Below are 12,871 nucleotides of genomic sequence, written 5' to 3'. Positions count from 1 at the left end.
CCTTCATCCTCAGCTTTAAGTAATCAGTTATGTCCAATCGCGACGGTACAGATCAGGTCTGCATAATCCGCTGCACCGAATAGACGTCCTTGACCCGTTTAATTTTTTCGACAACCGCATGCAAATGCTCGATATTCCGAATCAGAATGGTCATATGGATGACGGCCATCTTGTTTTTGTCGGAACGGCCGGATACGGCCGAAATCACGGTCTTGCTCTCCGAAACGGCCTGCAAAACCTCATTTAATAGGGCACGGCGGTCATGGCCGGTAATTTCGATCTCCACATTGTAGTTCGCTTCCACGGAATCGGCCCATTCGACCTCGATCATGCGGTTCGCTTCGTCATCATTCTCCGGAGCCGGAATATTCGTACAGTCCGACCGATGGACGGATACGCCCCGGCCCCGGGTGATATAGCCGATTATGGAATCGCCGGGTACCGGATTGCAGCAGCGCGCAAATCGGACGAGCAGATTGTCGACGCCTTTCACGCGCACCCCGTGGGTCGGACGCCCTTTGCGCTCGACGGGAGCTTTCACTTCCTTGATCTCACTGGAAAGCTGCATCGCATTGAGCTGCGCTTCCTCCGCCTCTTTACGCATTTTTTCGGTCAACCGGGTCACGATCTGAGCCGCCGTTATACCTCCGAATCCGATGGCCGAGTACATGTCTTCAATTTCGTGGAAATTGAATTTTTTGGCGACTTCGTTCAGCTCTTCATCCTTCATCAAGGTGTACGGCTCGATACCGAGCCGTTTCAGCTCGCGCTCGACGGCGTCTTTGCCCTTCTCGACGTTTTCTTCGCGCCTTTCCTTCTTGAACCATTGCCTGATTTTGCTTCTCGCATGCGACGACTGCGCCAGCTTGATCCAGTCCTGGCTCGGTCCGTACGAATGCTTGGAGGTCAAAATTTCGATAATGTCCCCTGTCTTCAGTCTATGGTCAAGCGGTACGATGCGGCCGTTTACTTTGGCCCCGATCGTCCGGTTTCCGACCTCCGTATGAATCCGGTACGCGAAATCAAGCGGTACCGAGCCCGCGGGCAGCTCAATAACTTCGCCTTTCGGCGTAAAGACAAACACCAGATCGGAGAAGAAATCCATTTTCAGCGATTCCACGAATTCCGAAGCGTCCTCGGCATCCTGCTGCAGCTCCAAAATTTCGCGGAACCAGCCCACTTTATCCTCGAACGTTCCCGACGCCGCGGTACCGCCTTCTTTATACGCCCAGTGAGCGGCTACGCCGTACTCCGACGTTTTGTGCATCTCATAGGTGCGGATTTGCACCTCGAGCGGCTCCCCCTTCGGCCCGATAACCGTCGTATGCAGCGACTGGTACATATTCGGCTTCGGCATGGCGATATAATCTTTAAACCGTCCGGGCATCGGCTTCCACAGCGTATGGATGATGCCCAGCGTAGCATAGCAATCTTTTATATTTTCGACAATGATGCGGAGGGCGAGCAAATCGTAAATTTCGTTGAACTGCTTGTTGCGCGCGGTCATTTTCTTGTAAATGCTGTAAATATGTTTGGGGCGTCCGGAAATATCCGCATCGGTCCCCATTTCGGACAGCTTCCCTCGTACCGTATTAATGACGTTATCGATGTATTGCTCGCGCTCGGTCCGCTTTTTTTGCATCAGATTGACGATCCGGTAATACTGCTGCGGATTCAAATAACGGAGGGCAATATCCTCCATCTCCCACTTGATCGCCGAAATCCCGAGCCGGTGCGCAATCGGACAAAAAATTTCCAGCGTTTCATCCGCAATCCGCCGTTGGGCTTCCTCGGATTGATGCTTTAAAGTACGCATATTATGAAGGCGATCCGCCAATTTGATTAAAATGACACGGATGTCCTGAGCCATCGCAACGAACATTTTCCGGTAATTTTCGTTCTGCTGCTCTTCCTTGCTCTTGAATTTAATTTTCTCCAGCTTGGTCAAACCGTCAACCAGCATGGCGCATGTTTTCCCGAATTTCTCGTTAACGGATTCGAGCGACACCGTCGTGTCTTCAACAACATCATGAAGCAGCGCGGCGATGATTGAGGTTGTATCCATCTGCATGTTCACCAAAATTTCGGCAACAGCCAGCGGATGCAAAATATAAGGCTCGCCTGACTTGCGAACTTGGCCGGAATGCGCCTGTTCAGCAAATTCGTAGGCTTCTCTTATACGCTTCAGATCATTTTCTTTTATATAGCCGGACGCTTTCTCAAGAAGCTGCTCTATCCCCATTTTCGTTTATCCATTCCCTTAATTCGATTTTAATTTATTATGCCTTTGAAATAGGGTGGACGTCAACTTGTTTGCGCTATTTCGACAAATTTTGACACTGCCTTTCAAGGATAAACGGCTTCGCCGTCCTTCGGGACGAGCGCGTTCAACGGACAAAATCCGTATCATTCCCGAACGATTGCTATGATTATAAATCTTGAAGCGCTGCTTTCACCCGTTTTCTCCGTTCTTTTATATACGCTCGAATGACCGCGGGCTCACCGTCAAACTCCGCTCTGGACCATTTCCGATTGCCATCCTTGTGGATGTAAGTTGCGATATTGCCTGTCATTCTCCTGACGAGAGGATCGAGTTGACGAACTGTGAAATGCCGGTTCAATAGTTGAACGAGCAGTTTTTTATACTGTTTGCGGATCGCCGGGTAAGCCAGAAGCTTTCTCGTCAGCACATTGTAGCCGGTCACTTTGACCAGGTCGCTTTCAACTTTTTTGCCGTAGCAGTTTCGTCCCCATGTGCCTTCATAATCCCAAGGAATCATCCGGTACGTTAGTTTCGTTTTATGCCGGTACACCGCGTAGTTTTGATCGAAGCCGTCATAATTCCCCGTAAGCACAGCGCCGGCAAGCCAGTGCAAATAATTGGCGATATCGAGCTTCAGCTTCAAATATTGAAGCAGCTGCCGGCCGCTCAACGAGTTCAGCTTTAAAATAAACGATTTCCACTGTTCGACTTCCTTCTTACCGCCTATAATCCGTTCGTATCCGCTGAATAAAGATTTTTTTCTTATTTGTGTACCGGGCTTCGTCAGACTGAAATTCGCATAATCATTTCCCGCATAAAATAACGATCGAACCGCAATGCCGCGCTTTTGAAAAAACAGTTTGTCGACACCTTCGATTTCCAGGTACACCCCCAGGCTTTGTCCGTTCAATGTTAAAAGGCAATGCTTCGTTTTGGGACTGGGAACGCCGATATTACGGAAAAAGCGGAACGATAACGCATTGCGAATCATGGAAGGATCATCCGCTTCCGCGTTATAATGATATATTTTTCCCTTGCGTACGATTTCGTATGATTTTTGCGGGTATTCTCTCGTATGTCCGCCTCGGTAACGCAGCCGGACCGGTTGTTTTTTTCCATGAACGAGCATGTAAGCTCGCACATAATCTTCGCTCCATACGTTCTTCTCCAACTGCTCGAGCTGTTTCCGACCGATGACGATATTCCGTGTGATCAAGGGCATTAGTCTTGCAGCACCGCCTTTCTCGGAAAAATAAAAGCCTATCGATGATGATAGACTTTTTACGGTACTACAATTTATTCAATTGTCTCCGCTGCTGACACGGCTTTTACTCTTCATTCTCTTCTCCGACGCCGCTTGTCCGATTGCCGACAGTTCGATGACCGATGGTCCGGTTGCCAAAGCTTCGGCAGTGGCCAGGCATGCTCCAGAACGGTATCGTGCCGCATATGCGTCTTCCCGGGCTTCTCATTCCGATTGAGCGGCCTATCGAGCGACTCTCGCTTGGACGATTGCCAAACGAACGGCTTCCGAACGAACGGTTGCCCATCGATCGGTTTTCGAACGAATGGTTTCCAAACGAACGGATATGGTCGAAACGCTCGCATGAACGACAGCCTGTCATCCCTGCGCTTAAATTGGGATGACCTCCCGAACGGTGGCCGGAAGAGCGGTTATTGCTTGTCCGATTAAGATTATTGAGAGAGACGCTGTAACCGGTACGGTATTGTTTTCGTTTCATTGATCGTATACCTCCTTTCGCTTGAGATATACTAATTTATGTAAATGGAAGAATAGATGCTATAGACAACTCTATCAATTTTCAAACTTGCTTGTAAAAATGATATAAATAGAGTGATTTGAAATGAGATAATATGTGAGAATTATTCATAAAATAGATTTACAACTAGTACATCTTTTGGCACGAAACATATATTACTATATGAACTTGGTACAAAGCGCTTTATCAAAAAATGTACCAAAGTCAGGAGAGGGAACGTTATCGAATTGTGCCCGTTTCCGGTCAGCGATCAATTCCCTCTCCGATAGTCACATTAGCGTACCGCGTATGATTTACGCAAGTAATTCGCGACCCACATTTTTTTGATTTTAGGCAAGCCCGGGCTTTTACGCTTTTTGCTCCAAAACGACCATTTTTTGAACGATCTGCCTTTCCCCGGATGAGCACTGGATGCATTCACGTTGTTGAAGCCGGCGATTTTCACAGTCTTTCTCTGTACCGTACCAACCTTGGCCTTTGGCTTCCATCGTGGTGTCGTACGTTTGGCTGACGCTATAAGCGCCGTCCGCTTCAGAGTTCCGCGTAGTCGATCTACCCGCTTGCGAGACGACTGTTTGCGGCATACCCGTTTACGAGTTACCTTTTTTCGGGATGCCCGCTTACGGGATACGTGTTTACGACATACCCGGTTGCGAGAAAAGGACCCTCTTTTCGCTTTTTTGACTGTTCTCTTTTTCCGTCTTTTCGTTGTTTTTACGGCTGAGGAAGAGCGATAGTCTGGAACTTTATTGGCAACGGGGGCTGAACCCGGATTAAGCGGTGCAGCTCCGGGATCTGCGGGATCTGCGGGATCTGCGGGATCTGCGGGATCTACGGGATCTTCAGGGTCATGAGCCAGCGTGTACGAAGCACCTCGGTCAATCCGAGTATTAGCGGCATTGTTATTGCCATCTCCCGCCGACGTCGAGGAAACGGTACCGGTGCCATCCGCTGCCCCTGAGCCGGCACCATTATTCGATCCTGTACCACTGCTCGATCCTGCACCATTGTTTGATCCTGAGTTTGAATTGGCACCTGACTCGGCGTTCTGGTTGCGAAGATTCAAGCTGACGCTGCGGATATGAGACGCCACGGCCCTTATGACTTCATGTCCTTGCACGATAACGAGATGGCTCGGAAGCACACGGCACAATATACCATTGTAGCTTTCCGGACCGCTCTGATTGATCTGAATTTTACGGAAGAGCATTTTGTTAAAAAGGTCGCTGAAGTTTGCCACATCCAAAAATTTGCGCTGCTCAAGCAAAGGATCCGGGTTGGACGGCTCATCGCTGCTATCGATGGTCAAGCTTTTAATATGCTGGGTTTGATAATAATAGAAATGTCCTTCGGATAGCAGAATCAAGTGATCCTCTTTAACGGCAATAAGCCTTCCGGGCTTCGAATCGGGGCCGCTGCTGTTAATTCGAACCATTTTACCGACCATCCACAAAAGACTGCTCATAGCTACGGGCTGCATGTCATTTCTCCTTTCCACCATTAATAGAATGGTAAATGTATCTCATGTAATACACTAACGATGCTCGTGCATAGCGGTGGTACCATTGATTAATAAAAATAGCCGCTGAGTGGTCGGCTATTTAAACCCTTATATACTAGGATTATTTGCTCCCTTCTTTGGCTTCCTGCTTGTTGCCATCTTTCTTGTTCTGGTCATTCTTGTTCTGGTCATTCTTGTTCTGATCATTCTTCTTTGCCAGCCCGAAGCTGACATTGCGGACGTGAAACGGCAGTATGTGGATAACCTCGTTGCCCACAACCATCTTTACTTCGTCGGACGATGCTTCGATCAACACACCTTCGATTTTCTCAGGACCTCCGCGGTTGATTTGAACCCAACGATAGACCATGTTTTCCATGACTGCATTAAATTGCTCGACATCGATGAACCTTGGAATAATCGGTGTCGGTTCTTCCTCCGTTACCGGCGGAGGAACATCGGTAAGATCCGAAACATCACGGGCATCCAATGTCAAGCTTTTAATGTGGGCCATCTGGTAGTAAAGCGTTCCCTCGTTTTCGGTGGAAAGTACGAGATGGTCTACTTTGGCGGACAGTAGTTTTCCTGTTTTTGATTCGGGTCCTCCTCTGTCGATACGAACAGTACGACCCACTAATAAGCTTAAACTTTCAATATCCATAGAACTCAATCCCTCTTTTCTTCGATAATTGGGTTACACCAACATTTATATTAAAGGCACGATAATTGTGACTGGTGCATATACCTAGTTCCCTCATTTTTCCGCTAATGTCTACTAGAAACCCGGCTACTTCCATATCAAAACAATAGGCTCTCCCCTTTACGATATGGTACCGGGGAAAGCCTTTTTAGCTATTATTTAATAAAGAAGCGATTTGGGGTTTACCCTCTGCCTCTCGAGCCTTTGGAACCTTTGGAGCCTTTAGAGCCTTTAGAGCCTTTAGACCCTTTAGAGCTTTTAGAGCCTTTGGAGCCTTTAGTGCCTTTAGTGCCTTTAGAGCCTTTAGAGCCTTTAGAGCCTTTAGAGCCTTTCGAGCCTTTCGAGCCTTTCGAGCCTTTCGAGCCTTTCGAGCCTTTCGAGCCTTTGGAGCCTTTGGAGCCTTTGGAGCCTTTAGAGCCTTTAGAGCCTTTCGAGCCTTTCGAGCCTTTAGAGCCTTTAGGACCCAACGGACCTTTTGGCCCCTTCGATCCTCTCGAACCTCTCGAACCTCTTGAGCCTTCCGATCCCTTGGAACCTCTTGAGCCTCCCGAGCCTTTGCCTTTCGAGCCTCTCGAGCCTTTGCCTCCCGAACCTCCGGAGCCTTTGCCTTTCGAGCCTTTGGAGCCTTTGCCTCCCGAACCTCCGGAGCCTTTGCCTTTCGAGCCTCTCGAGCCTTTGCCTTTCGAGCCTCTCGAGCCTTTGCCTCCCGAGCCTCTGGAGCCTTTGCCTTTCGAGCCTCTCGAGCCTTTGCCTCCCGAGCCTCTGGAGCCTTTGCCTTTCGAGCCTCTGGAGCCTTTGCCTTTCGAGCCTCTGGAGCCTTTGCCTTTCGAGCCTCTGGAGCCTTTGCCTTTCGAGCCTCTCGAGCCTCCCGAGCCCTTGGAGCTCCTGCCTTTCGAGCCTCCCGAACCTCTGGAGCCTCTGGAACCGCCGGAGCTTTTGCGCGCTTCCGGCCCTTTTGGATTTTGATCCAAATATTTCTCCAGCTCCGTACCTATTGAGTCTTCAACAAGTTCTTTAATCTCCACCTCAGTCAAGGCAACCAACAAACTCACCTCACCCATATTAATCCCTCACAACGAGAGTAGAATATTTTATGCGAGTGAAATAGCGTTGCTCTAGGCAATATCACGAAAAAATGAACCTTCGCATATGATAATGGAAAAAAAGGCAGATGGTATCATGGAGCTACCGCAGCAGGTTGCTACGTATCAAATTTTCGTGAACAACCAGGATTATAAAACGCTGCAAAATCATGTTTGGGATGATATTCCTGTTCCCGCCAAATTTACGGTTAACCAAAAGTCGTACAGGATCGGCATCCAATATCGCGGCTATCATATCCGTAAGATGAGAAAAAAATCGTTTCAACTGCTCTTCCGGTCCCCGTCCATGTTTTCAGGTGTGCGGGAGCTTCATCTAAACGCCGAATACAGGGATCCGTCGATGATTCGCAGCAAGCTCTCCTTTGATTTTTTTAAAGAAATAGGAAATTTGGCGCCTTCCGCCGACCCTGTCTTTTTAAAGCTGAACGGCTCCAACGCCGGGCTTTATTGGCAGCTGGAATCCGTGGATGATCTGTTTCTGAAGAAAAGGGGTCTTGCGGACGGAACGATCTTTTATGCCAGCAATGACGACGCCAATTTCTCCTTAATTGCACCTGATAAGAAAGCCAAATCTTCCCTCGAATCGGGCTACACGCTAAAGATCGGGAACAAAGAGGATATCGGCCTCATACGGGAGCTTGTTTACAAAATCAATACTCTTCATCCTTCCGATTTCAAAGCCGAAATTGCCAAATGGATTGACCTTCCTATGTATTTCCTTTGGCTGGCCGGCGTTGTATGCACTCAAAACTATGACGGCTTCATCCAAAACTACGCCCTGTACCGCAGCGGTCAATCCGGGCTGTTCGAGGTTATTCCATGGGATTATGACGCTACGTGGGGGAGAGATATTCACGGCGAAATAATGGAGTACGACTATGTTCCCATTCAAGGTTTCAACACACTCACGTCCCGCCTGCTGGATATACCGGAATATCGACTCGTCTACAAATCGCTGCTTGAAAGCATTCTTGAGACCCGGTTTACCGTCGCTTATTTGGAGCCTTATATCGTGAACCTGCAAAAGCTTATTCGTCCCTATGTCCTTCTCGATCCGTACAAAAAACAGGATATCGAAACATTCGATCGCGAGGCGAATTTTATATTGACTTATATCCGCAAGAGGAGGTCTTACCTGCTGGATAAGCTCATTCAACTGCAATAAAGTAAGGAACTGATGGACAGGATAAACGGCTTCGCCGTCCTCCGGGAACGAGCGCGTTTATCAAGTTTGTGCGAAGCAAAGTATATTCAAATATAAAAAGCCCAGCACATATGCCGGGAGGCTGACAAACGACATCCGTTATCGTCAGCCTTCCCGCATAGTGCAGGGCTTTATTGTATTGTTTAGAGCTTTGCGGTTTTTAATAGGTAACCAATGAAATAATATCGATATTGCCCAGCTTCTCTCTTCCGTTTAATTCGGCCAGCTCGATCAGAAAAGCCGCGCCGGCAACCGTCCCGCCCAACTGCTTCACCAGATTGATGGACGTGGCGATGGTTCCCCCCGTCGCCAGCAGGTCGTCGGCGATCAGCACCCTTTGTCCCGGAGCGATCGCGTCCTTGTGCATGGCAAGCTTATCTTTGCCATATTCGAGCGCGTAATCCGCCTCGATCGTTTCTCCCGGCAGCTTGCCGCTCTTGCGAATCGGCACAAAGCCAACCCCGAGCGCAACAGCGAGCGGCGCGCCGATTACGAAGCCTCTGGCTTCGGGACCTGCGACACAGTCAATCTCCACATCCTTCAGTCTGCGGGCCAGGTCGTTGATCACTTCTTTGTAAACCGGACCGTTCTGCAGCAGCGTCGTAATATCTTTAAAGCTGATGCCCGGCTGCGGGAAATTTTCGATGACACGAATGTATTCCTTGAAATTCATATGATATCCTCCAATAACGGTTTAGTGAGACCTCGTTGTTCCAAAAACCACTCCTGCAGCTGCAGCGCGCTGGAATAAAGCAGTGTTTGCTCGGCTTCCATCCATTTTTGGCGCTGCTGATATTTTATGGACAGGCTCAGTTCCTTTTTCCCCGTCGTCTCCGCCGGCATATAGCCGGCTTCCGTATGCCGAATGAGTCCGAGCTCCATAAACACATCCAGCATAAATGTGATCAGCGATTCGGAAAAGCCTGAGCGCTTGGACAATACCTGAATAAAAGCGGCATCAGGCAAACACCGGTTGTTCTGCTGATGAACGGAGGCATATACGGTTTTGAACATATCTCTCGTAGGCAGCGTTCCGTGAGCAGAAGCTCCGCTCTCAAATACAGCATAAAACCGTTGAGCGCAGTCGGCCCTTCCCACGGTATCGGACAGTACCGACAAATTGGCGGGAAGGTCGTACAGCACCAGATCGGGGGACGCTTCAAGCGGCTGATTGCGCGCCAGCTCGTTAAGCGCCAGGCAGCGGCCGCCGGCGTTAGAATCATAGCCCCATACGGGGAAGCTGTCTCCCCATTTCAGCACAAGCTCTTTATTTGCAGACTGGAACGTGATCAGCGCCGCTTGCTTTTTATCGGCACCGGCATGATCGGATGCCAGCCGCTCGGACAGCTCCCGCAGCCGAATCTCGAGTCTCGATGCGCCGCGCCAGTCGAACAGCTGGATATGCGGTACCCGCAAGTCCTGAATCATCATTTGCGGCTTGCGAATTCCGTTCCATTCGTTTATCGATAGCTCGCCGATGATATCAAGAGACGCCGTTGACGAAATCCACGGCATGACGGAGCTTTTGTTGAAGCCTACCGCATCCAATGCGGATGCCGACTCCGCCCTGCTCTGCTGCAGCGTCAGTTTAATATGCTGCTGTTCCTTTCCGATCGTGCGCAGCTCTTGACAGCATACGTTCGAGACGACGAATTTCGGCACCGGATTTCCCATACCGAACGGCCCCAGCTGCTCCAGCTGCTGGATCGTCTTAATCCCGATATCGTCAAGCGAGCATGCTATGTCGGCATGAAGCAGCGGCATGAAATCGTCGGGTGTGAGCCATTCCTCCGCCATTCCATTCAACCGGCGCTCCAGCTCGGGCAAATGCTCGCTGCTCAAGGTCATACCTGCCGCAGCCTGGTGACCGCCGAAATGCTCCATCAGATCGTGGCAGTGCGTCAAAGCCCGATATACATCAAACCCGGCAATGGAACGGGCGGAGCCTTTGGCCATGCCCGATTGTTTGTCGATGCCAAAGATAATAGCCGGACGGTAATATTTATCGACCATTTTGGAGGCGACAATGCCAATTACGCCCACATTCCAATCTTCGTGAGCGAGCACGATCACGTTGTTCGACAAACCGGCAGCCGATTTTTGCTCCATCATCGCTACGGCCTGCTTCGCCATTTCATCAACCAGGCGCTGCCTCTCCTTGTTCAACTGATCCAGCTCGAATGCCAGCTGCTCCGCTTCCATCTCCTGCTCCGCAATCAACAGCCGGACGGCGTCATCCGCATTGTTCAGTCTTCCGCTCGCATTGATCCGGGGCGCCAGCGCAAAGCCGATATGGGTCGCATTCACATCTTTCGGCTGAATGCCCGCTACCTGAAGCAGAGCGCGGATGCCCCGGTTCGCCGTAGACTGCATCCGCTTAACGCCTTGTTTGACGATAATCCGGTTCTCGTCCTGCAGCGGCATCAAGTCGGCAATCGTACCGATTGCCGCAAACTCCAGCAGTTCCTCCGGCCAACGACCGAGCAGCGCCTGCGCAAGCTTTAGCGCAACGCCGACACCGGCCAGCTGCTTAAACGGATACGGACAGCCGGGCTTCTTCGGATTGATTAGCACGTAAGCGGCTTCCGGCAAAAACTCCGGAGGCTCGTGATGGTCGGTTACGATCACATCCATTCCGAGCTCGGCCGCAAACGCGATTTCTTCAACAGCGCTGATGCCTGTATCGACGGTTATGATCAGGCCGATTTCTTGCTCATGGGCCGCCATGATGGCATTTTTATTCAAGCCGTAGCCTTCATGCACCCGATGGGGTATGTAATAGTCGAATACGGCATTCAATTGTCGAAGCAGATGCACCATCAATGTGGTGCTGCTTACTCCGTCCGCATCGTAATCGCCGTATATGCGAATCTTCTCGCCGCGCTCCAAAGCCCGCCGGATACGGCTGGCCGCTTTGTCCATTCCATCTAAAAGGAACGGATCGTGGGTAAGATCCGTTCCTCCATGTAAAAAGACCGAGGCATGCTCTATGTCCGCCATTCCCCGGACAATCAGCAGCCGGGCAATCAGCGGTTCGATCTCAAGCGCTTTCGCCAACCGCTCGACCTGCTCGTCATCCGCTTCGTTGGTGTTCCATCTTGCTCTTGCATGAAGCATGCTGTTACCTCCTAACAACTTTTCTCTACGGAAAAGTTTGCATCATAAGCATGAAGCACCGTTTTTTCCCAACAATGGCCTCGTAAGTTCTGCCCTTTCCCTACATCAGCGTCCGCCCGGCAACCCGGTTTGCTGCGGAATGCAGTTCAATGCAATAACGACGGGTGATCGTCATGTTCGGGATCGACATTATTTTTATAAGGATAGCCTGGATCGTACGGATGAACTTGAATGAACACGTCCGAAACATGCGTAAACCGTTTCATCAAAATTTGTTTTACATATCTGGCAACGTCATGCCCTTCCAGCACGCTGATCCGCGGGTTCACGCTTATTTTCACATCGATGATGACATAATGGCCATGCTCGCGGGCTTTTAATTCGTCGACGGCAATAACGCCTTTGACCGTTTGCACCGTCCGAAGCAGCTCGGCGGCGTCCTCATCCCGAAGCGCGGTATCGGCCGCATGCGGGAGCACGTCTCTCAACAGCACGTAGCCCATTCGAATAAGAACTGCTGCAATAAACAGCCCTGCTAACGGATCCAAGTAATATAAATAAATATTTCCCAGGTAATGACCTGCCCATGCGCCGCCGACACCCACCAGCACGGCAATCGAACAGCAAGCATCGAATCTGCGTTCCTGCGGATTTGAAAACAGCGCCTGCCTGGAGAACCCGCCTAATCGGTACTTACTCCAGAATATCATTTCTTTGACAATAATTGAAATGATAACGGCGACAAATGCGAAAGCTGCAGGCGGCGCGTCGATTCCGGCATAGATCGCTTTCAAATTATACATTCCGCATTCCAAACCAAGCAGAAGCAATAATATAGAAACAGTAATAGCAGCAATCGCTTTTGTTCTGCTATGCCCATCGGGCAATGGATGCTTGGCGGCGCGTCCTCTGATCCAAGAGGCTGACAAGCCGGCTGCATTCGCGGCCGAATGCAATGCGTCGGCAACAAGCACTTTACTTCCGGATAAAAAACCGACAAGCCCCTCCATGACCGCCAAAGCAATGTTGCAAACAACACCAACCCAGACGCCAAGCCCCGCCTTGTTGAAACGTTCGTCTGTCATGAGGTCACTCCTCCAAGCAATAAATGGTTTTATCGTTGTGCGTATTATTATTCGCAATGAAGGTTTTCTAGAGAAAAGCCGCCGAAACTCACCATTTCGCGCGGCCGTTATATTGTT

10 protein-coding genes are annotated in these 12,871 nt (G+C 50.0%); 1 reads left to right on the top strand and 9 read right to left on the bottom strand.

Features of this window, described 5'->3' with window-relative positions; translation table 11 throughout:
* Positions 1-52: 52 nt before the first annotated feature.
* The 6 genes from E1757_RS13845 to E1757_RS13825 form a co-directional block, all read right to left on the bottom strand.
* Positions 53-2,242: a RelA/SpoT family protein gene (locus E1757_RS13845; RefSeq protein WP_133228978.1), complete on the bottom strand. Its 2,190-nt coding sequence runs from the start codon at positions 2,240-2,242 to the stop codon at positions 53-55.
* A gap of 187 nt (positions 2,243-2,429) precedes the next feature.
* On the bottom strand, positions 2,430-3,485 hold the full coding sequence (locus E1757_RS13840; protein WP_133228976.1) for a CotH kinase family protein: 1,056 nt from the start codon (positions 3,483-3,485) through the stop codon (positions 2,430-2,432).
* A gap of 106 nt (positions 3,486-3,591) precedes the next feature.
* Complete coding sequence (locus E1757_RS13835; RefSeq protein ID WP_133228974.1) at positions 3,592-4,005, bottom strand: hypothetical protein; 414 nt, start codon at positions 4,003-4,005, stop codon at positions 3,592-3,594.
* Between the two features lie 313 nt (positions 4,006-4,318).
* Positions 4,319-5,524 (bottom strand): hypothetical protein, encoded by a 1,206-nt coding sequence (locus E1757_RS35785; protein ID WP_165972110.1) that lies wholly within the window; start codon positions 5,522-5,524, stop codon positions 4,319-4,321.
* Positions 5,525-5,666: 142 nt separating this feature from the next.
* A complete protein-coding gene (locus E1757_RS13830; protein WP_133228972.1) occupies positions 5,667-6,206 on the bottom strand; it encodes a spore coat protein in 540 nt (179 codons plus the stop codon).
* A gap of 221 nt (positions 6,207-6,427) precedes the next feature.
* Positions 6,428-7,306 (bottom strand): hypothetical protein, encoded by an 879-nt coding sequence (locus E1757_RS13825; protein WP_181956647.1) that lies wholly within the window; start codon positions 7,304-7,306, stop codon positions 6,428-6,430.
* A gap of 118 nt (positions 7,307-7,424) precedes the next feature.
* Here E1757_RS13825 and E1757_RS13820 point away from each other — a divergent pair, with 118 nt between their 5' ends.
* Positions 7,425-8,513, top strand: coding sequence for a CotH kinase family protein (locus E1757_RS13820; RefSeq protein ID WP_133228970.1), 1,089 nt, complete (start codon positions 7,425-7,427; stop codon positions 8,511-8,513).
* A gap of 199 nt (positions 8,514-8,712) precedes the next feature.
* Here E1757_RS13820 and E1757_RS13815 read toward each other — a convergent pair whose 3' ends face one another.
* The 3 genes from E1757_RS13815 to E1757_RS13805 all read right to left on the bottom strand — a co-directional run bounded on the left by E1757_RS13815 (position 8,713) and on the right by E1757_RS13805 (position 12,754).
* Positions 8,713-9,225, bottom strand: a complete 513-nt coding sequence (locus tag E1757_RS13815; protein WP_133228968.1) for an adenine phosphoribosyltransferase — start codon at positions 9,223-9,225, stop codon at positions 8,713-8,715.
* Positions 9,222-11,669 carry a single-stranded-DNA-specific exonuclease RecJ gene (recJ, locus tag E1757_RS13810; protein ID WP_133228965.1) on the bottom strand — a complete coding sequence of 816 codons (2,448 nt, stop codon included), beginning with the start codon at positions 11,667-11,669 and terminating at the stop codon, positions 9,222-9,224. Before recJ ends, E1757_RS13815 begins: the two co-directional genes overlap by 4 nt.
* 146 nt (positions 11,670-11,815) lie before the next feature.
* On the bottom strand, positions 11,816-12,754 hold the full coding sequence (locus E1757_RS13805; protein WP_133228963.1) for a cation diffusion facilitator family transporter: 939 nt from the start codon (positions 12,752-12,754) through the stop codon (positions 11,816-11,818).
* Positions 12,755-12,871: the final 117 nt, after the last annotated feature.

Origin of the sequence: Paenibacillus piri (assembly GCF_004354045.1) — a bacterium.
Lineage (GTDB): Bacteria > Bacillota > Bacilli > Paenibacillales > NBRC-103111 > Paenibacillus_S > Paenibacillus_S piri.
The sequence above is the reverse complement of the archived record's forward strand: the minus strand, read 5'-3'. Positions and strand labels throughout refer to the sequence as shown.

Coding starts and splice junctions, on each gene's coding strand:
- E1757_RS13835 (WP_133228974.1), bottom strand. CDS start 4,005: ATGAAACGAAAACAATACCGTACCGGTTACAGCGTCTCTCTCAATAAT.
- E1757_RS13820 (WP_133228970.1), top strand. CDS start 7,425: ATGGAGCTACCGCAGCAGGTTGCTACGTATCAAATTTTCGTGAACAAC.
- E1757_RS13845 (WP_133228978.1), bottom strand. CDS start 2,242: ATGGGGATAGAGCAGCTTCTTGAGAAAGCGTCCGGCTATATAAAAGAA.
- E1757_RS13840 (WP_133228976.1), bottom strand. CDS start 3,485: ATGCCCTTGATCACACGGAATATCGTCATCGGTCGGAAACAGCTCGAG.
- E1757_RS13815 (WP_133228968.1), bottom strand. CDS start 9,225: ATGAATTTCAAGGAATACATTCGTGTCATCGAAAATTTCCCGCAGCCG.
- E1757_RS13825 (WP_181956647.1), bottom strand. CDS start 7,306: ATGGGTGAGGTGAGTTTGTTGGTTGCCTTGACTGAGGTGGAGATTAAA.
- E1757_RS35785 (WP_165972110.1), bottom strand. CDS start 5,524: ATGCAGCCCGTAGCTATGAGCAGTCTTTTGTGGATGGTCGGTAAAATG.
- E1757_RS13805 (WP_133228963.1), bottom strand. CDS start 12,754: ATGACAGACGAACGTTTCAACAAGGCGGGGCTTGGCGTCTGGGTTGGT.
- recJ (WP_133228965.1), bottom strand. CDS start 11,669: ATGCTTCATGCAAGAGCAAGATGGAACACCAACGAAGCGGATGACGAG.
- E1757_RS13830 (WP_133228972.1), bottom strand. CDS start 6,206: ATGGATATTGAAAGTTTAAGCTTATTAGTGGGTCGTACTGTTCGTATC.